Raw genomic sequence first — 19421 nt, 5'->3', positions numbered from 1 at the left:
TATGAACGAACGCGCGGAACAGGCCGTGGTGCTGCTCTCGGGCGGGCTCGACTCGGCGACCTGCCTGGCCATGGCGCGCGCCGAAGGCCTGGAGTGCCATGCCCTGTCCATTGACTATGGACAGCGCCACCGGACCGAGCTGGAGGCTGCGCGGCGGGTCGCCGCGGACCAGGGCGTGACCGACCACCGCGTGGTGGCGGTGGACCTGAGCGCCATCGGCGGCTCGGCGCTGACAGACACGGCGATCGACGTACCGACCGCGCCGACCGAGGGCATCCCGGTGACCTACGTGCCGGCGCGCAACACGGTGTTTCTGGCCCTGGCCCTGGGGCTGGCCGAGACCCTGGACGCGCGGCTGCTCTACGTCGGCGCCAATGCGGTGGACTATTCCGGTTATCCGGATTGCCGTCCGGCCTTCATCGACGCGTTCCGAGACCTGGCCCGGGTGGCCACCCGCAGCGGGGTCGAGGGCACGCCCTGGGAGGTGCGGGCGCCGCTGATGCACCTGTCCAAGGCCGAGATCATCCGGGCGGGCAGCGAGCTCGGGGTGGACTACAGCCGGACGGTCAGCTGCTATCAGGCCGATGCCGAGGGGCGCGCCTGCGGCCGCTGCGACAGTTGCCGCATCCGGTGCGAGGGCTTTGCTGCGGCCGGCGTGCCGGACCCGACCCGCTATATCCCCGCGTGATGCCCGCCGGCAGCCCGCCGGCTGCATGTTCGTTCCCGCAGGAATGAAAACGGGCTCGATCTCGTCTAGCGTCCGATGTATGCTGCGCACCCCGTGGGTGCAGGCCTGCCCTGAAATCTTTCGTCGAGAGGATACGTGATGGAATTCTCCAGTTTTTCAACTGCCGCGATGGCGTTCCTCGGTGGGGCGTTCATCCTCGCCTTCATCATGGGGGCCGTGGCGAACAAGACCAACTTCTGCACCATGGGCGCCGTCTCCGACTGGGTGAACATGGGTGATACCGGGCGTATGCGCTCCTGGCTGCTGGCGATCGCCGTGGCCATGCTGGGCGTGGCCATCCTCGAGTTCTTCGGGGTGCTGAGCGCCGACGGTTCCTTCCCGAACTACCGCATGAGCGAGTTCCAGTGGGTCGAGCATGCCCTGGGCGGCTTCCTGTTCGGGATCGGCATGACCTACGCCTCCGGCTGCGGGAACAAGACCCTGGTGCGCGTCGGTGGCGGCAACATCAAGTCGCTGATGGTGCTGATCGTGATCGCGATCATCGCCTACTACATGGTGCGCCCGCTGCCGGGTACTTCCGATACCCTCTATTCCCTGCTGTTCATGGACTGGACCACCGCGCTGGCCATCTCCACCCCGGCGGGCCAGGACCTGGGTACCCTGGTGGCCGGCGAAGAGAACGGCCTGACCGCCCGCCTGGTGCTGGGCGCGGTGATCGGCGTGCTGCTGCTGGCCCTGATCTTCAAGGCCGCGGACTTCCGCAAGAGCTTTGACAACATCCTGGGCGGTCTGGTGATCGGCCTGATGGTGCTCGGCGCCTGGTGGCTGACCAGCAACATCCAGATCGACGATGGCATGGACACCTATACCCCGCAGGCCTACGTGGCCGATTGGGACTTCGTGGCCGATGCAGACGCGGGTGAGCGCCCGTCCGAGAGTGCCCCGTGGGCCAACCAGTCGTTCACCTTCATCAATCCGATGGGCCAGAGCCTGCGTTACGTGTCGAGCGGGTTTGACAACACCGTGCTGTACTTCGGCGTGATGGCGCTGGCCGGCGTGATCCTCGGCTCCTTCTTCTGGGCCCTGGTTACCCGTGCGTTCCGCTTCGAGTGGTTCGCCTCGGTGCGCGACTTCGTGAACCACTTCATCGGCGCGATCCTGATGGGCTTCGGTGGCGTGCTGGCGATGGGCTGCACCATCGGCCAGGGCATCACCGGGATCTCCACGCTCGCGCTGGGCGGCTTCCTGACCTTTATCATGATCGTCTTCGGGGCCGCGCTGACCATGAAGATCCAGTACTACAAGATGGTCTACGAAGACGAGGCCTCCTTCGGCAAGGCGCTGATCACCTCGCTGGTGGACATGAAGCTGCTGCCGGGTGGCATGCGCAAGCTGGAAGCCATCTGATGGCGTAGCGGCGGGGGCGCCTTGCGTTTTCCCCGCCGCGCCGTAAACTACGCGGCACTGGAGGCCCGGTGATCCCGGGCCTTCGGTTTTGCAGCTCGGCCAGGGCGACCCGCGGGGTCGCCGCCGGCCAAACCGAAAAGGGTCGTTAGCTCAGTTGGTAGAGCAGTTGGCTTTTAACCAATTGGTCGTAGGTTCGAATCCTACACGACCCACCATTTTCTCCGGTCCCCGCGCCGGCACAAGGGCCCGTTCATACGGGCCTTTTGTGTTTGCGGGCGGGGAACACGCTAGAATGCGCGGCTAACGCGCGAACACAACAAGAGTTTTCTGCAAGATCGCGAAAGTGGCGGAACTGGTAGACGCGCTGGGTTTAGGTCCCAGTGGGGTAAAACCCGTGAGAGTTCGAGTCTCTCCTTTCGCACCACAGTCCGCATTTCCCAACGCCATGAAGGTTACCACTGCGATCGGCAGGGATGACCGATATCCGAACTATGACGAGGCCCTCCATGCAAGTTTCTGTTGAAGCCACCGGCAACCTGGAACGCAAGATGACCATCCAGGTCCCCTCCGAGCGGGTCGACACCGAGGTCGACAACCGCCTGAAGTCCCTGGCCAAGCGGGTCAAGCTGGACGGGTTTCGCCCGGGCAAGGTCCCGCTGAAGGTGGTGCGCCAGCGCTATGGCACCGGCGTCTACCAGGAGGTGCTGAGCGAGGTCCTGCAGGAGAGCTACCGCGAGGCGGTGCAGCAGGAGGGCCTGGAACCGGCCGGTAACCCGAGCATCGAGCCGACCAGCCTGGAGGGCGGCGACGCCATCGAGTTCACCGCCAGCTTCCAGGTGTTCCCGGAGGTGCAGGTGGCCGACTTCGCCGACGTCGAGATCGAGCGGCCGAAGGCCGAGGTGGCGGACGAGGACATCGACCGCGTAATTGACTCGCTGCGCGAGCAGAACAAGGAGTGGGCCGAGGTCAAGCGCAAGGCGAAGAAGGGCGACCGTGTCACCCTGGACTTCGTCGGCACCCTGAACGGCGAGGAGTTCGAGGGCGGCAAGGCCGAGGACTTCCAGGTCGAGGTCGGCGCCGGGCGCCTGATCGAGAGCTTCGAGAAGCAGCTCAAGGGCGTGAAGGCCGGAGAGGAGCCGACCATCGACGTCACCTTCCCCGAGGATTACCCGGCGGAGAACCTGAAGGGCCAGACCGCGCAGTTCGCCCTGACCATCAAGCAGGTCGAGGGGCCCAAGCTGCCGGAGGTCGACGAAGAGTTCGCGAAGAAATTCGGCATCGAGGACGGCTCGGTGGAGAAACTTCGCGCTGATGTGCGGTCCAATATGGAGCGGGAACTGCGTCAGGCCCTGAAGGGCCGGGTGAAGCAGCAGGTCCTGGAGGCCGTGGTCGACAAGCACGACTTCGACCTGCCGGACGCCCTGGTGAAATCGGAGATCAACCGTCTGCGCGAGGAAGCCGAGAAGCGCTTCGGTGGCGCCGAGCAGACCCAGCCGCTGCCGGACAGCCTGTTCGAGGACGAAGCGAAGCGCCGTGTCCGCCTGGGGCTGGCCCTGCGTGCGATCATCGACCAGAAGGGCTTCGAGGTGGACGCCGAGCGCGTCGAGCGCGATCTCGAGGAGATGGCCGCGACCTACGAGGACCCGGAAGAGGTGAAGAACTACTACCGCTCCAATCCCCAGGCCAAGAGCAACCTGGAGTCGCTGGTGCTGGAAGACCAGGTGGTCGACTGGGTGGTCGAGCAGGCCAAGGTCACCGAGAAGGAAACCAGCTTCCAGGACGTCATGAATCCGAACAAGGAGTCGACTGAATGAGCCACGACATGGCCGACCAGGGTGCGCAGCATGCCCAGGGCCTGAACCTGGTCCCGATGGTGGTCGAACAGACCGCCCGCGGCGAGCGCGCCTACGACATCTATTCCCGTCTGCTGAAGGACCGGGTCATCTTCTGTGTGGGTCCGGTCGAGGACTACATGGCCAACGTGATCGTGGCTCAGCTGCTGTTCCTCGAGTCGGAGAACCCGGACAAGGAGATCAGCCTGTACATCAACTCCCCGGGGGGCGCGGTCACCGCCGGCATGGCGATCTACGACACCATGCAGTTCATCAAGCCCGAGGTCAGCACGCTGTGCGTGGGCCAGGCCGCGAGCATGGGCGCTGTTCTGCTGGCGGGCGGGGCCCCCGGCAAGCGCCATACGCTGCCGCACTCGCGGGTGATGATCCACCAGCCGCTGGGCGGCTTTCAGGGTCAGGCGTCGGATATCGATATCCATGCCCGCGAGATCCTGAAGATCCGCGACGAGCTGAACCGCGTACTGGCCCACCACACCGGCCAGCCGATCGAGAAGATCGAGCAGGACACCGATCGCGACCGCTTCATGACCGCGACCGACGCCAAGGAATACGGCCTGGTCGACCACGTCCTGACCCACCGCAACTCCGCGGACGACTGATCCCCTCGTCCGCGCCGATCGCAACCGCGCCCCGGAGACCGGCTCCGGGGCGGGGCCTCAATACCGGACTTCTGCTTGGCCCGTTTGCAACTCACAGGCAAACGGGGCATGTTTTGAAGAACACTGAAATCGCAACCGAGGCAAACGGATGAGCGACGAAACCACCCCCTCCGCCGACGGCAAGCTCCTGTACTGTTCTTTCTGCGGAAAGAGTCAGCACGAGGTGCGCAAGCTGATCGCCGGGCCATCCGTATTCATCTGCGACGAGTGCGTCGAGCTGTGCAATGACATCATCCGCGAGGAGATGCAGGAGGCCGGCCACACCGAGCGGGATTCCCTCCCGACACCGCACGAGATCCGCGCGATCCTGGACGACTACGTGATCGGCCAGAACTCCGCGAAGAAGATCCTCTCGGTCGCGGTGTACAACCACTACAAGCGTCTGCAGGCCAAGGCCGGCAAGGACGATGTCGAGCTGTCCAAGTCGAACATCATGCTGATCGGCCCGACCGGCTCCGGCAAGACGCTGCTGGCCGAGACGCTGGCGCGAGTACTGAACGTCCCGTTCACCATCGCCGACGCGACCACGCTGACCGAGGCCGGTTACGTGGGCGAGGATGTCGAGAACATCATCCAGAAGCTGCTGCAGAAGTGCGACTACGATGTGGAGAAGGCCGAGAACGGCATCGTCTACATCGACGAGATCGACAAGGTCTCGCGCAAGTCGGACAACCCCTCCATCACCCGTGACGTCTCGGGCGAGGGTGTGCAGCAGGCGTTGCTGAAGCTGATCGAGGGCACCACCGCCTCGGTCCCCCCGCAGGGCGGACGCAAGCATCCGCAGCAGGAGTTCCTGCAGGTCGATACCAGCAACATCCTGTTCATCTGCGGCGGGGCCTTCTCCGGGCTGGAGAAGGTCATCCAGCAGCGCGCCGAGAAGGGCGGCATCGGCTTTGGCGCCGAGCTGCGTACCACCGAGGCGGCCAAGTCCGGTGGCCAGTGGCTCAAGCAGCTGGAGGCCGACGACCTGGTGCGCTATGGGCTGATCCCCGAGTTCGTGGGGCGCCTGCCGGTGCAGGCGACCCTGGACGAGCTGGACGAGGACGCGCTGATCACCATCCTGACCCAGCCGAAGAACGCCCTGGTCAAGCAGTACGCCCGCCTGTTCGAGATGGAAGGGGTGGAACTGGAGTTCCGCGACGATGCCCTGTCCGCGATCGCCCACAAGGCGATGGAGCGCAAGACCGGGGCGCGCGGCCTGCGCACCATCATGGAGAACATCCTGCTCGACACCATGTACGAGCTGCCGTCCATGGAAGGCGTCAGCAAGGTGGTGATCGACGAGGCGGTGATCCGCGGCGATGCCGAACCGTATCTGGTGTACGAGAACGACTCGTTCGCCAAGAAGCAGGCGGCCGCGGATTCCTGAGCGGAAGTGTTGCGGCGCCCTTGAAATGGGCGCCGCCGCCCCCACTTCCTCCTGTACATTCGTCCAGCCCTGAGGGGGCAACATGACCGATACCCACTCCTCCCAGAACGAGGTGGACTCCCCCGTCAAGCGCGTCGCGGTGCTGCCGCTGCGCGATGTCGTGGTCTATCCGCACATGGTCATCCCGCTGTTCGTGGGTCGCGAGAAGTCGATCCGCGCGCTGGATTCGGCCATGGCCGAGAACAAGCAGGTCCTGCTGGTCGCCCAGAAGAGCGCCGAGGTCGACGAACCCGAAGCCGGCGATCTGCACGATATCGGTACCCTGGGCAACATCCTGCAACTGCTGCGCCTGCCCGACGGCACCATCAAGGTGCTGGTGGAGGGGGCCCAGCGCGCCCGCGTGATGGATGTTTCCACCACCGGCGATGCGGAGAAGGAGGAGGACTACTTCGTCTCCGACATTCGCCTGATCGACGAGGAATACGACACCGAGGACAAGGAACTCGAGGTCCTCGGCCGCTCCGCGCTGAACCAGTTCGAGCAGTACATCAAGCTGAACAAGAAGGTCCCGCCGGAGATCCTGACTTCGCTGGCCGGGATCGACGACACCTCGCGCCTGGCCGATACCATCGCCGCGCACATGTCCCTGAAGCTCGAGGAGAAGCAGCAGGTCCTCGAGATCGCCAATGTGCGCGAACGCCTGGAGCACCTGGTCGCCAAGATCGAGGGCGAGATGGACGTGCTGCAGATCGAGAAGAAGATCCGCGGCCGCGTGAAGCAGCAGATGGAGAAGTCCCAGCGCGAGTACTACCTGAATGAGCAGATGAAGGCCATTCAGAAGGAGCTGGGCGACCTCGAGGACGCGCCGAACGAACAGGAAGACCTGGCCGAGAAGATCGAGAAGGCCGGGATGCCGGAGGAGGCCAAGAAGAAGGCCACCGCCGAGCTGAACAAGCTGAAGATGATGTCGCCGATGTCGGCCGAGGCCACCGTCGTGCGCAGCTACATCGACTGGCTGGTCAATGTCCCGTGGAAGAAGAAGACCCGGGTCAGCAAGGATCTGGCGCGTGCCGAGAAGATCCTCAACGAGGACCACTACGGCCTGGAAGAGGTCAAGGAACGCATCCTCGAGTACCTCGCCGTGCAGTCGCGAGTGCGCAAGCTGAAGGGCCCGATCCTGTGCCTGGTGGGCCCGCCCGGCGTCGGCAAGACCTCGCTGGGTCAGTCCATCGCCCGTGCGACCAACCGCAAGTTCATGCGCATGGCGCTGGGCGGGGTGCGTGACGAGGCCGAGATCCGCGGCCACCGTCGCACCTACATCGGCTCGCTGCCGGGCAAGATCATCCAGAACCTGGCCAAGGTCGGGGTGCGCAACCCGCTGTTCCTGCTCGACGAGATCGACAAGATGGCGATGGATTTCCGCGGCGACCCCGCCTCGGCCATGCTCGAGGTGCTGGATCCGGAGCAGAACCACACCTTCAGCGACCACTATCTGGAGGTCGATTTCGACCTGTCCGACGTGATGTTCGTGGCCACGGCCAACAGCATGCACATCCCCGGGCCGCTGCTGGATCGCATGGAAGTCATCCGGCTGTCCGGCTACACCGAGGACGAGAAGGTCAACATCGCCCACAACTACCTGCTCGACAAGCAGATCAAGGCCAATGGCCTGAAGCCGGCCGAGATCCAGATCTCCGATGCGGCGGTGCGCGACATCGTGCGCTATTACACCCGGGAGGCCGGTGTGCGCTCGCTGGAGCGCGAGATCGCCAAGGTCTGCCGCAAGGTGGCCAAGCAGCGCCTGCTGGCCAGCGAGAAGGAGCGTGCGCGGACCACATCGGTGACCCCGAAGACGCTGGAGAAGTACCTGGGCGTGCGCCGTTTCCGCTTCGGCCTGGCCGAGGAGAACGATCAGATCGGTCAGGTGACCGGTCTGGCCTGGACCGAGGTCGGGGGCGAGCTGCTGACTATCGAGGCCAGCGTGGTCCCGGGCAAGGGCAAGACCCAGCAGACCGGGAAGCTCGGCGACGTGATGCAGGAATCCATCCACGCGGCGCTGACCGTGGTGCGCTCGCGTGCCGAGGCCCTGGGGCTGGAGGAAAACTTCCACGAGAAGAAGGACCTGCATATCCACGTGCCGGAGGGTGCGACGCCCAAGGACGGACCATCTGCCGGTATCGGCATGTGCACCGCGATCGTCTCGGCACTGACCGGGATCCCGGTGCGAGCGGATGTGGCGATGACCGGGGAGATCACCCTGCGCGGCCAGGTCCTCCCGATCGGCGGGTTGAAGGAGAAGCTGCTGGCCGCCCATCGCGGCGGGATCCGCACGGTCCTGATCCCCGAAGAAAACGAGAAGGATCTGGTCGACATCCCGAAGAACATCAAGCAGAAGCTCGATATTCGCCCGGTGCGCTGGATCGACGAGGTCCTGGAGGTGGCGCTGACGCATATGCCGGAGGGCAAGGCGGGCGAGACCCCGGAAAAGGTCGAAGAAGTCGTCAAACCGGCCAAGGAATCCGGCCGTCGCCGGGTTCGGCACCACTAAGCGTCTGTAAACGGACGGAAACCGCGGGGACCCGCAGACCGGGGCTCCGCGGTTTTTTGTGGACTGGATCACACCCATGCGGGGGCGGTCAGGAGATCGCGTTTGACTCGTTTTCCGGGGGCTTGCTATAACCCCATCCGCATCACCTGATTTCTCGCCGAGGGCAGTTGCGGGGCCATGGAGAAAAGGCCTCCGGCTGGTGTAAGCTAGGCCCAGTCCGGCAGAAAGCCTGAGTCACCACTGAGATAAGGAAGCGCTTCATGAATAAATCCGAACTGATCGACGCGATCGCGGCGGAAGCCGATGTCCCCAAGGCCCAGGCCGGCCGGATCGTGGATGCCATGGTAAGTGTTGTTGGCGACACCCTCGCCAAGGGTGACCAGGTCTCCCTTGTCGGCTTCGGTACCTTCCTGGTGCGCGAGCGTGAGGCCCGCACCGGTCGTAACCCGCGTACCGGTCAGACCATCCAGATCGCCGCTTCGAAAACGCCTTCGTTCAAGGCTGGTAAAGCGCTCAAGGATCGAGTAAACTAGCGCGCTTTATCGGGTGCTTAGCTCAGTTGGTAGAGCGTCGCCCTTACAAGGCGAATGTCGGCGGTTCGAACCCGTCAGCACCCACCAAGTGCAGCCCTGACCCTGGTTGCACTGCAAGAATACGGAGCGGTAGTTCAGCTGGTTAGAATACCGGCCTGTCACGCCGGGGGTCGCGGGTTCGAGTCCCGTCCGCTCCGCCATCTCCGAGAAAGGCGCCCTTGTGGCGCCTTTTTCTTTTCTTGGCTATTGCGATCCAGGAGCAAAGAAGGTCAAGGGCGTTTGCACCACAGAGAACACGAAGGACGCGGAGAAGGGCAAGGAATTCGGGGCCGCGGCAACACGCGGCTTGCCCCCCCTGACACAACTTCATCCTTCCAATCCTACGATGCTCTGTCCTTCCCGCGGATCGCTATCGACTTTCTCCGTGCCCTCCGTGTCCTCTGTGGTGCAAACGCCTTTGACCTTGCCCTTCTTCGTGCCTTCGTGCGCTTCGTGGTGGATAACCTAGGCGCAGACGTGCGCGGGCGCGCCTGCTACCATCGGCGGTTGATTCCCGATTTCCTCTCCACGGCGGAGTGAGCAGAGACCATCATGTTGCAAGCGATTCGTGACCGGGCGAGCGGCTGGCTCGCCTATGTGATCATCGGCCTGATCACCATTCCCTTTGCCCTGTGGGGCCTGGGCGAGTACTTCGGCGGGGCCGGCCCGCTGGTGGCGGCCGAGGTGAACGGCACGGATATCGCGGTGCGCGATGTGCATCAGGAAGCGCGCGCCCAGCGCGACGAAATGGCGCGCATGTTCGGCGGCGAGATCCCCGATGATGTGCTCGACGAGCAGGGCATCCGCCTGCAGGCCCTGGAGACGCTGATCCGTCAGGAACTGTTGCGCCAGGCGGCGGATTCCGCCGGGTTCAAGGCCGCCGGTGACAGCGTGCTGCGCGAGATCCGCGGCATGCCGGTCTTTCAGGAAGAGGGGCGCTTCAGCCGCGAACGCTACAGCCAGCTGCTGAACGCCCAGCGCATCAGTCCTGCGGACTTCGAACAGGACATCGCGCGCAGCATTGTGCTGTCGCAGATCCAGCGGGGGATCCAGGCGACCGGCGTGGTACCGGAAAGCCTGGTGGAAGACTACAGTCGTCTGCGCAACCAGACCCGCGTGGCCAGCTGGCGGGTCTTCTCCGCGGACGAGTTCGACCGTCCGGACGTGGTGGACGAGGACGCCATCCAGGCGTACTACGAAGCCAATCCCGATGAGTTCACCACCACCGAGCGCGTACGGGTGAGTTATCTCCGGCTGGATCCGGAGGGCCTGGAGGCCGGGGTCGAGGTCACCGAGGACCAGGTGCGCGAGCACTACCGGGTGAACCGCAGCCGCTACGAGCAGCCGGAGCTGCGCGAGGTGCGCCAGATCCGTATTCAGGACACGGGCGAGGAGGGCGAGGCCCGCATCCGCGAGCTGCGCGAGCGGCTGGAGGCCGGCGAGGACTTTGCCGAGCTGGCCGAGGAATACTCGGAGGACAGCCTGACCGCCGACCGTGGCGGGCGAATGGGCGAGATCGCCCGGGGGGACCTGGGCTCGACGCTGGAGACCGTGATCTTCACCCTGCCGAAGGATCTGATCAGCCAGCCGGTGCGCACCGAGCGAGGCTGGTTCATCCTGGAGGTGACCGCGATCCAGGAGGCCCAGCCGCAGCCGTTCGAAGAGGTCCGCGACGAGGTCGAGCAGGATCTGCGCGATCGCACGGCGGAGCAGATGCAGATTGACGCCCTGGACGACATGATGGCGCTGGGGATCGAGTTCCCCGACAGCCTGGAGCCGGCGGCCGATGCGACCGGGCTGGAGATCCAGACCAGCGACTGGTTCTCGCGGGGCTCCGGGGACGGCATTGCGCGGCACCGCTCCATTCGAAACGCGGCGTTTGATCCGCGGGTGCTGGAAGACGGCCACAACAGCGAGGCGATCGACCTGCAGGACGGCTCCACCGTGATCCTGCGGATCGACGAACACCAGCCGTCCGAGCTGCGCCCGCTGGCGGAGGTGGAAGACACGATTCGCGAGCGCCTGCAGCGTCAGGCGGCGGCCGATGCTGCCCGTGAAGCCGGCGAGGCCCTGATCGAGCGCCTGACCGCGGCGGAGGACTGGGCCTCAGAGGCGGACGAGAACGGGGCCTGGAGTCGCTCGGTCGAGGTCACCCGCGAGCGCGCCGCGGAACTGCCCACCGGCTTGCAGGACCACCTGTTCCGCCTGCCGGCCCCGGGCGAGGGCGCGGTGGAGATCGCCGGTGCCCGGATCGGCGACGGCGACTTTGCCGTGACCGTGCTGGAAGAGGTGCGTATGGGCGAGGACGCCGCCGATGCCGCTGCACGCCAGCAGGCGCGTGACCAGATCGGTAATGCCTATGGCAGCGCCGAATTCCGGGCCTACCTCGCCTGGCTGGAAGAGCAGGCCGACATCAAGCGCTTCCCCGACGCGCTCGACTAGCCTGAGTCGTTGTTTGGAAAGGCCAAGGGACGTAACACCACGGAGGAGACGGAGCCCACGGAGAACGTCGATTGTGACTGACTGGACGGGGCGCGGGGAGCGATGCGTTTGTCCTGTCTCTCGGAATACCTTCGCGCTAAGCAGTCCCTGCGAATTCTCCGTGTCCTCTGTGCACTCTGTGGTTCAACGCCCTTGCCTTATGGCCGCTAATGCCGAGCGGGTTTGATTGGCCGAGACCGGTTGCAGCCCGAAAACAAGAAAGCCCGGCTCCGCTCATGCGGGCCGGGCTTTTCCATGTCTGCCACGGGAAGAGGCGGCATCGGGGCCGAAGCCTGCGAGCTACTTGTTGTCGAGGCCGATCTCGGCCGCGCCCAGGCCCACCGTGTTGTAGCCGGAGTCGACATACATGATCTCGCCGGTGATGCCGGAGGCGAGATCGGAGCAGAGGAAGGCGCCGGCGTTTCCGACCTGTTCGGTGGTCACGTTGCGCCGCAGCGGGGCATTGGCCTCGACGTGGTCGAGGATGCGCTTGAACTCGCCGATCCCGGAGGCCGCGAGGGTGCGGATCGGGCCGGCGGAGATCGCGTTCACCCGGGTGCTCTCCGGTCCCAGCGTATAGGCCAGGTAACGGACGTTCGCCTCCAGGCTCGCCTTGGCCAGACCCATCACGTTGTAGTTGGGCATCGAGCGTTCGGCGCCCAGATAGCTGAGGGTAAGGATGGAGGCGTCTCGATCCTTCATCATCGCGCGGCCGGCCTTGGCAAAGGCCGCGAGGCTGTAGGAGCTGACGTCGTGCGCGATGCGGAAGCCGTCGCGGGTCATGTTGTCGAGGAAGTCGCCTTCCAGTTGCTCCTTGGGTGCGAAGGCCACCGAGTGCACCAGGATGTCGACGCCGTCCCAGTAATTGTCCAGGTGCTCGAAGACCTGTTCGATCTCGCGGTCATCCTCGACGTTGCAGGGCACCAGGATGTCGGAGTCGAAGTCCGCGACCAGTTTCTCGACGCGATCGCGCAGGCGTTCGTTCTGGTAGGTGAAGGCGAGCTCGGCGCCCTCGCGATGCATGGCCGCGGCAATGCCGTAGGCGATGGAACGGTTGCTGGCAACGCCGACGATCAGTGCGCGCTTGCCCTTCAGAAAACCCATGTGACACTCCTTGGTTCGGATCCGTGCGGACGTACCCGGGCGGGCCGTCTCGACGGCGCCCGCCCGGCTGCGGAACCGGGGACGGGCGCGACTGTCTCCGGGATCATACCGATGTGGTGCTAGTGCGGCCAGCACCCGATGAGCCGAAGCAGGTGGCTTGCTATAGTGCCAGCACCCGCGGTCCCCGCGACCGCTCGCCCGTCATGCCGAAAACAGTGTGGCGGGCGGCCAGCGCAACAACCCGGAGGTCTTGTGAGTCGTCATTTCGGTTGGATCGTGACCCTGATCGTGCTGGGCATCCTGTTGCTGCTGGTGATGGTCCAGATCGACCGCCAGTGGCAGCGCATGGCCTCCATGCAGAACACCATGAGCGAGCAGGCTCGGGACCTGCGGGCGCTGCGGCGCAGCCTGCAGGGGCTGGAGTCGGACCTGGCCTCGGGACGTTTCGCCGGCATGGAGGCCGAGCAGGGCCCGCGGGCGGACGCGGTCCCGTCGGCCTTCCGCCGCGCGGCACGGGCCGCGGAGCAGGAGGACTACGCCGAGGGTGACTGGCTGGTGCAGGCCTTTGGCACCGGGCTCGCGACCATTACGCCGTATGTGTCCTCGGATGCCTATGCCTCCGAGGTGCAGAACTATGTGCTGGAGTCGCTGGTGGTTCGCGATCCGGACACCCTGGAATGGCAGGGTCTGCTGGCCGAGTCCTGGGAATTTGACGACAGCGGGACGGAGCTGACCTTCCGCCTGCGTTCGGGGCCGCAGTTTTCCGATGGCGAGCCACTGACCGCGGAGGACGTCGAGTTCACCTTCGATTTCCTGATGACCGATGCTATCGCGGTGCCGCGGGCGCGTGCCTTCCTGGAGAAGGTCGAGGCGGTGGAGGCCGTGGACGAACGCACGGTACGGTTCGTGTTCGAGGAACCGTTTTTCGATGCGATGCGGGTGGCCGGGGGCCTCGATGTGCTGCCGAAGCACTTCTACGAGCGCTACCTGGAGGACCCCGAGACCTTCAACGAGTCGCGCGGCATCCTGCTCGGTTCCGGCCCCTACCGGCTGGAGGACCCGACCGGCTGGACGCCGGACGCCGGGCGCATCGAGCTGGAGCGCAACCCGCGCTACTGGGGTCCGATCGAGCCGCCATTGGATCGCCTGGTCTGGCGCGTAATCCAGAACGACAGCGCGCGCCTGACCACCTTCCGCAACCGGGATATCGATGTCTACGGCGCCCGGCCCCGTGAATACGCCCGGCTACGTGACGACGAGGCGCTGCGCGAACGCGCGGACACCCACGAGTACATGAGTCCGACGGCGGGCTATTCCTATATCGCCTGGAATCAGCAGCGCAACGGCGAGCCAACGCGCTTCGCCGATCCGCGGGTGCGCAAGGCGATGAGCTACCTGACGGACGTCGACCGGCTGATCGAGGAGGTCATGCTGGGGTATGCCGAGCGGGCGATCTCGCCGTTCTCGCCGCGCAGCGATCAGCACAATCCGGATCTCGAACCCATCCCCTTTGATGTCGAGCGGGCCCTGGAGCTGCTCGCCGAGGCCGGCTATCGCGAGCGCAATCGCGACGGCGTGCTGGTCAACGAGGACGGGGAGCCGTTCTCCTTCGAACTGGCGTATTTCCAGGACAACGAGGACACCCGACGGATCGCTCTGTTCCTGCGCGATCTCTATGCGCGTGCCGGAGTGGAGATGCGACCCCAGCCGACCGAGTGGTCGGTGATGCTGGAAAAGCTCAGTCGCCAGGACTTCGACGCCATCACGCTGGGCTGGACCAGTGGCGTCGAGGTGGATATCTACCAGATGTTCCACTCCAGCCAGACCGTTTCCGGCGGCGACAACTTTATCCACTACCAGAACCCCGAGCTGGACGCGATCATCGAGGCGGCCCGCGGCGAGGTGGACGAGCCGGCGCGCATGGAGCTGTGGCGCGAGGCCGAGCGCATCCTGCACGAGGACCAGCCCTACACCTTCCTGATGCGGCGCCAGACGCTGGCCTTCATCGATCGGCGCATCCAGAACCTGGAACAGACCGCGCTGGGGCTTAACCTCGGGGCGGTGCCGCTGGAGATCTACGTGCCCTTCGAACTCCAGCGCTACGGACAGTAGTCGCCTATGGGCCACGTAGTGGAATCGATTGGCAGGCGGCGCGCAGGATGCTGACCTATATCCTGCGCCGCATGATCCTGATGGTGCCGACCCTGTTCGGCATCACCGTGGTCGTGTTCGCGGTGATGGCGGCGGCGCCCGGGGGCATCAGCGCCCTGACCCTGGTGGAGGGGCAGGGCCTGGAGCCGCAGGCGCAGAAGGCGATGGAGGAGTACTACAACCGCCTCTACGGCCTGGATCAACCGGCGCCGGTGCAGTTCGGACGCTGGCTCAACAACATCTCGCCGATCGGATTCGCCCAGGACGCGGACGGTTCGCTGACCGGATGGCCGCACTTCAAGGCGCCCAACCTGGGGACCAGTTTTCGCTACGGCCGCCCGGTGGTCGACCTGATCGCGGAGCGGTTGCCAATTACGCTGCTGCTGAACGTGCTGTCGATCCCGCTGATCTACATCGTCGCGGTGGCCGTGGGGGTGCGAGCGGCCACCCAGCACGGCCAGGCCTTCGACTCGCAATCCGGCGTAGTGTTGCTGGCGCTGTGGTCGGTGCCGACCATGCTGGCGGGCGTGCTGCTGATCGGCTTCTTCGCCTCCGACCAGTTCTGGCAGTGGTTTCCCACCGGGGGCATCAGCCAGCGCGCGGCACTGGACATGACCTTCCTGCCGACGGTGGAGGTGGTGTGGGCCCTGCCGCTGCTGCTGGTCCTGCCGTTTCTGGGCGCGGCCCTGGGGATCTACCTGGCGCGAACCCTGCCGGCGCGGATCCGTGGCGGGCTCGGGGCCGTGCTCGGGGCCCTGTGTGGCTGGCTGATGTTCCGCGACCTGGCCGTTGCCGGGACGGTCAGTACCGGGGTCGCCATGGGGGTCGGCGCCGCGGTCGGCTGGCTGATGGCGCACAGTGACTGGGGGGTGCTGCGCGGCTTCTATCTGGGCACGCTGGGGCTGGGCGCGGGGCTTGCGCTGGCCCTCGGACTGGCGCCGGGCAGCATGGTGCCCGGCTTCCTGCTGGATCGGGCCTGGCATCTGGTGCTGCCGGTGCTGTGTCTGTCCTACGGCGGGCTGGCGTTCCTGGCCAAGCTGTCGCGCTCGGCGGTGCTGGAGAACCTGACCTCGGACTATGCGCGCACCGCGCGGGCCAAGGGGGTCGCCGAGCACGACGTGCTGTGGCGCCACGTGTTCCGCAACTCCCTGCTGCCGCTGATCACCGTGTCCGCCACCCTGCTGCCCTCGCTGCTGGCCGGGTCGGTGATCGTGGAGGCCATCTTCTCCATTGACGGCATGGGCAAGCTGGCGGTGGAGGCCGTGCAGACGCGCGACCGCGAACTGGTGCTGTCGATCACCCTGATCTCCGGGGTGCTGACCCTGGTCGGCTACCTGCTGGCGGACCTCGCCTACGCCATCGTCGATCCGCGGGTGAACTATGACTGAGCCGAGCCGCCATCCGGAAACCGGGGGTCGCCGCAGCCGCTCCTGGGCGCGGCGCGTGGTGGGCGAGGTCCTGCTGCGCTGGGGCGCGCGCCTCGGGATTGGCTGGATCGCGCTGTTGACTCTGGTGGCGATCCTCGCGCCGGTGCTGGCGACCTCCCATCCGCTGCTGGTGCAGACCACCGACGGCGAGTGGGCGATGCCCTTCCTGCGCTATCTGACGGCAGCCGACGTGACGCTGTTCGGTCTGCTGGTGCTGGCGCTGGTCTTCTGGCGCCTGCCCGGGCGGCCCTGGCGACGCTTCGGGCTGTGGGCCGCGCTGGGCGCGGTGCTGGCCGCGGTGGCCTGGCAGACGGTCTCGCCGCCGTCGCTGGTGATCCACGATCAGTACCGCGAGGCCGAGCGCATGGGCGAATACCAGACGGTGATTCGCGCCCCGATCCCGTATTCGCCGCGCGACTACCTGCGCGACTATGCCGATACCGGCCTGGAGGCCCCGCGCGAGGCGCCGGATCGGGTGCACTGGTTCGGCACTGACGACACCGGTGCGGATGTCCTCTCGCGCATGATCCACGCCTCGCGCATCGCGCTGTCCATCGGCTTCATCGCCACCGGGATCGCGCTGGGGATCGGGGTGATCCTGGGCGGGCTGATGGGCTACTTCTCGGGGATCGTGGACATCATCGGCATGCGCCTGGTGGAGATCTTCGAGGCGATCCCGACGCTGTTCCTGCTGCTGACCTTCGTTGCCTTCTTCGGCCGCTCGCTGTACCTGATGATGCTGATCATCGGCCTGACCTCCTGGTCCGGCTACGCGCGCTATGTGCGCGCGGAGTTCCTGCGCCTGCGCCAGCAGGACTTCGTGCAGGGGGCGATCGCGTCGGGGCTGTCGCTGCCGTCGATCCTGTTCCGGCACATGCTGCCGAACGGGATCGCGCCGATCCTGGTGGCAGCCAGTTTCGGGGTCGCCTCGGCCATCCTCGCCGAGGCGACGCTGTCGTTCCTCGGCCTGGGTCTGGTGGATGATCCCTCCTGGGGGCAGATGCTGAACCAGGCGGTACAGAGTTCCACCTTCAACTGGTGGATGGCGGCCTTCCCCGGCGGGGCGATCTTCCTGACGGTGTTCGCCTACAACCTGATCGGCGAGGCCCTGCGCGACGCCGTGGACCCGCACGCGCGCTCGGCCGCGCGCAGTGCCAATCGCGATGCCGGCGCGCGTCCGGCGGCCGGTGCCACCAGCGCGACCAGCGGCGGGGTGCGCTGAACATGCTGGAGGTGCGCAACCTGCAGATCCGTCACCGTGACAGCGAGGCACCGCTGGTTGCGGAGGCGAGCTTCGCCATCCGCGGTGGCGAACTGTTCGCGCTGGTCGGGGAGTCGGGTTCCGGCAAGTCGATCACCGCGCTGGCCATCATGCGCCTGCTGGACGAGGGCTTCGAGCGCCCCACGGGCGAGGTCTGGCTGGCCGGGCGCGAGGGACGCCAGGAACTGCTGGGGCTGCCAGCCCCGGCGATGCAGCAGGTACGCGGCGACCGAGTGGGGATGATCTTCCAGGAGCCGATGACTTCGCTGAATCCGGTGCTGACCGTGGGCGATCAGATCGAGGAGGTGCTGCGTCTGCACCGCCCCCAGATGAGCCCGGAGCAGCGCGCCGCGCGCACGCTGGAGGTGCTGCGCGAGGTGCAGCTGCCGAACCCCGAACAGCGCCGCGACGAGTATCCGCACAAGCTCTCCGGCGGGCAGCGCCAGCGGGTAATGATCGCGATGGCGCTGGTGGCGGAGCCGGACCTGCTGATCGCGGACGAGCCGACTACCGCGCTGGACGTGACCATCCAGGCCGAGATCCTGAAGCTGATCGACCGCCTGCGCGAGAAGAACGGCATGGCGGTGCTGCTGATCACCCACGACTTCGGGGTGGTGGCCTCGGTGGCCGACCGGGTGGCGGTGATGCGCGAGGGGCGGCTGGTGGAGCAGGGCGAGTGCCTGCCGTTGTTGCGCGACCCGCAGGATGCTTATACGCGCAAGCTGATCCAGGCCCTGCCGGAGAATCTGCCCCCGCTGCCGCCGGTGCCGGGCGCCGGACGCAATGCGCTGCTGCAGGTCTCCGGGCTGCAGGTGCACTTCCCGGTGCTCAAGGGGCTGATGCGCCGCCAGGTCGACGTGGTGCGCGCGGTGGACGATGTCAGTTTCGAGCTGGAGAACGGCGAGGTGCTGGCGGTGGTCGGCGAATCCGGCTGTGGCAAGACCACCCTGGGCCGGGCCATCCTGCGCCTGGTGGAACCGACCGGTGGCGAGGTCCGCTACCGCGGCGAGTCGCTGACCCGCATGCCGCGCAAGCCCCTGCGCCGACTGCGGCGCCACCTGCAGGTGGTGTTCCAGGACCCGGCCTCGTCCCTGAATCCGCGCCTGAACGTGCTGACGCTGCTGACCGAGCCGATGGCGGTGCACGGCATCGGGGCGGACGTGGACGAACGCATCGCCCTGGCCGGGCAGGTCCTGCAGCAGGTGGCGCTGCCGGAAGATACCCTGTGGCGCTATCCGCACGAGTTCTCCGGCGGTCAGCGCCAGCGCATCGCGATCGCGCGGGCCCTGGTGCTGGATCCGGACGTGATCATCTGCGACGAGGTCACCAGTGCGCTGGACGTGTCGGTGCAGGCAGAGGTGCTGCAGATCCTTGCCCGGCTGCGGGCCGAGCGGCGTCTGGCGATGATCTTCATCACCCACGACATGGGCGTGGTCGAGTACTTCTCCGATCGCATGCTGGTGATGCACGACGGACGCATGGAAGAGATCGGCGCCACCGAGGAGGTGCTGGCCAGCCCGAAGGCCGAGTACACCCGCCACCTGCTGGACGCCGTGCCCCGCGTCTCGCGCTACCTCTGAACCGGGCGAGCCGGCGGCAATGTGCCTTGGTGCGGTCGTTTTGATTCACCACGAAGCGCACGAAGACACGAAGAAGGGCGAGGTCAAGGGCGTTTTCACCACTGAGGGCACAGAGGGCACGGAGAAGGCCCGGGTTCCGGCTCCTGTGTGCCTTGCTCGGTAAGTATCTGAAGGCCCATTTATTATTCTGAAAACAGGACTGACCGGCGCCATATGGGAAACCGCGCAGCGGTTATCCGGGATCTTTCGGGATGGGCAACGGTAGGCGTGAGCCTCAACAGGTCCCGGCTTTTCCCTGCGCTTCGGCAGGGATGACGAGGT

At 66.0% G+C, this 19421-nt stretch carries 13 protein-coding genes and 4 tRNA genes; 16 read left to right on the top strand and 1 reads right to left on the bottom strand.

Translation table 11 applies throughout. The annotated features are described in order from the left end of the window. Position 1 precedes the first annotated feature (1 nt). The 12 genes from queC to F627_RS0110235 all read left to right on the top strand — a co-directional run bounded on the left by queC (position 2) and on the right by F627_RS0110235 (position 11538). Positions 2–688: a 7-cyano-7-deazaguanine synthase QueC gene (queC, locus tag F627_RS0110290; protein ID WP_019583989.1), complete on the top strand. Its 687-nt coding sequence runs from the start codon at positions 2–4 to the stop codon at positions 686–688. 138 nt (positions 689–826) lie between these two features. Continuing rightward, positions 827–2095 (top strand): YeeE/YedE family protein, encoded by a 1269-nt coding sequence (locus F627_RS0110285; RefSeq protein ID WP_028484713.1) that lies wholly within the window; start codon positions 827–829, stop codon positions 2093–2095. Between the two features lie 139 nt (positions 2096–2234). After that, a tRNA-Lys gene (locus F627_RS0110280) sits at positions 2235–2310 on the top strand. Between the two features lie 122 nt (positions 2311–2432). After that, positions 2433–2519 (top strand) — tRNA-Leu (locus F627_RS0110275). An 82-nt stretch (positions 2520–2601) separates the two neighbouring features. After that, positions 2602–3909, top strand: coding sequence for a trigger factor (gene tig, locus F627_RS0110270; RefSeq protein WP_026279296.1), 1308 nt, complete (start codon positions 2602–2604; stop codon positions 3907–3909). Continuing rightward, positions 3906–4547, top strand: coding sequence for an ATP-dependent Clp endopeptidase proteolytic subunit ClpP (clpP, locus tag F627_RS0110265; protein WP_018867497.1), 642 nt, complete (start codon positions 3906–3908; stop codon positions 4545–4547). The genes tig and clpP overlap by 4 nt, the downstream gene beginning before the upstream one ends. Positions 4548–4695: 148 nt before the next feature. Beyond that, positions 4696–5976 (top strand): ATP-dependent Clp protease ATP-binding subunit ClpX, encoded by a 1281-nt coding sequence (gene clpX / locus F627_RS0110260; protein WP_018867496.1) that lies wholly within the window; start codon positions 4696–4698, stop codon positions 5974–5976. Between the two features lie 82 nt (positions 5977–6058). Next, the gene (gene lon / locus F627_RS0110255; RefSeq protein WP_018867495.1) at positions 6059–8524 is read left to right on the top strand and encodes an endopeptidase La; all 2466 of its coding nucleotides are present in this window, start codon (positions 6059–6061) and stop codon (positions 8522–8524) included. 260 nt (positions 8525–8784) lie between these two features. Beyond that, positions 8785–9057, top strand: coding sequence for an HU family DNA-binding protein (locus F627_RS0110250; RefSeq protein ID WP_017940837.1), 273 nt, complete (start codon positions 8785–8787; stop codon positions 9055–9057). 11 nt (positions 9058–9068) lie between these two features. Beyond that, positions 9069–9144: transfer RNA gene (locus tag F627_RS0110245), tRNA-Val, on the top strand. A gap of 36 nt (positions 9145–9180) precedes the next feature. Then, a tRNA-Asp gene (locus F627_RS0110240) sits at positions 9181–9257 on the top strand. Positions 9258–9648: 391 nt separating this feature from the next. Next, positions 9649–11538 carry a SurA N-terminal domain-containing protein gene (locus tag F627_RS0110235; RefSeq protein ID WP_019583988.1) on the top strand — a complete coding sequence of 630 codons (1890 nt, stop codon included), beginning with the start codon at positions 9649–9651 and terminating at the stop codon, positions 11536–11538. A gap of 339 nt (positions 11539–11877) precedes the next feature. On the opposite strand, the gene F627_RS0110230 is transcribed toward F627_RS0110235, so the two are convergent. Continuing rightward, a complete protein-coding gene (locus F627_RS0110230; RefSeq protein WP_018867493.1) occupies positions 11878–12681 on the bottom strand; it encodes an enoyl-ACP reductase in 804 nt (267 codons plus the stop codon). 252 nt (positions 12682–12933) lie between these two features. On the opposite strand from F627_RS0110230, the gene F627_RS0110225 reads away from it, so the two are divergent. From F627_RS0110225 to F627_RS0110210, 4 genes are read left to right on the top strand one after another with little or no spacing between them, the layout of a single operon-like run. Then, entirely contained in the window at positions 12934–14793 is a 1860-nt protein-coding gene (locus F627_RS0110225) for a peptide-binding protein (protein WP_019583987.1), read from the top strand. Between the two features lie 47 nt (positions 14794–14840). After that, positions 14841–16220 carry an ABC transporter permease gene (locus F627_RS0110220; protein WP_018867491.1) on the top strand — a complete coding sequence of 460 codons (1380 nt, stop codon included), beginning with the start codon at positions 14841–14843 and terminating at the stop codon, positions 16218–16220. Then, positions 16213–17481: an ABC transporter permease gene (locus tag F627_RS0110215; protein WP_018867490.1), complete on the top strand. Its 1269-nt coding sequence runs from the start codon at positions 16213–16215 to the stop codon at positions 17479–17481. Before F627_RS0110220 ends, F627_RS0110215 begins: the two co-directional genes overlap by 8 nt. A 2-nt stretch (positions 17482–17483) precedes the next feature. Beyond that, positions 17484–19100: an ABC transporter ATP-binding protein gene (locus F627_RS0110210; RefSeq protein WP_018867489.1), complete on the top strand. Its 1617-nt coding sequence runs from the start codon at positions 17484–17486 to the stop codon at positions 19098–19100. The last annotated feature ends 321 nt before the right edge of the window (positions 19101–19421 follow it).

It is taken from the genome of Thioalkalivibrio sp. ALE16 (assembly GCF_000381305.1).
GTDB lineage: Bacteria > Pseudomonadota > Gammaproteobacteria > Ectothiorhodospirales > Ectothiorhodospiraceae > Thioalkalivibrio.
This window is presented reverse-complemented; position numbering and strand designations above follow the sequence as displayed.

Excerpts from the sequence above, each read along its gene's own strand:
- clpX (WP_018867496.1), top strand. The coding sequence starts at position 4,696 with ATGAGCGACGAAACCACCCCCTCCGCCGACGGCAAGCTCCTGTACTGT.
- F627_RS0110210 (WP_018867489.1), top strand. The coding sequence starts at position 17,484 with ATGCTGGAGGTGCGCAACCTGCAGATCCGTCACCGTGACAGCGAGGCA.
- F627_RS0110215 (WP_018867490.1), top strand. The coding sequence starts at position 16,213 with ATGACTGAGCCGAGCCGCCATCCGGAAACCGGGGGTCGCCGCAGCCGC.
- F627_RS0110250 (WP_017940837.1), top strand. The coding sequence starts at position 8,785 with ATGAATAAATCCGAACTGATCGACGCGATCGCGGCGGAAGCCGATGTC.
- F627_RS0110230 (WP_018867493.1), bottom strand. The coding sequence starts at position 12,681 with ATGGGTTTTCTGAAGGGCAAGCGCGCACTGATCGTCGGCGTTGCCAGC.
- F627_RS0110285 (WP_028484713.1), top strand. The coding sequence starts at position 827 with ATGGAATTCTCCAGTTTTTCAACTGCCGCGATGGCGTTCCTCGGTGGG.
- lon (WP_018867495.1), top strand. The coding sequence starts at position 6,059 with ATGACCGATACCCACTCCTCCCAGAACGAGGTGGACTCCCCCGTCAAG.
- tig (WP_026279296.1), top strand. The coding sequence starts at position 2,602 with ATGCAAGTTTCTGTTGAAGCCACCGGCAACCTGGAACGCAAGATGACC.
- F627_RS0110220 (WP_018867491.1), top strand. The coding sequence starts at position 14,841 with ATGCTGACCTATATCCTGCGCCGCATGATCCTGATGGTGCCGACCCTG.
- clpP (WP_018867497.1), top strand. The coding sequence starts at position 3,906 with ATGAGCCACGACATGGCCGACCAGGGTGCGCAGCATGCCCAGGGCCTG.
- F627_RS0110235 (WP_019583988.1), top strand. The coding sequence starts at position 9,649 with ATGTTGCAAGCGATTCGTGACCGGGCGAGCGGCTGGCTCGCCTATGTG.
- queC (WP_019583989.1), top strand. The coding sequence starts at position 2 with ATGAACGAACGCGCGGAACAGGCCGTGGTGCTGCTCTCGGGCGGGCTC.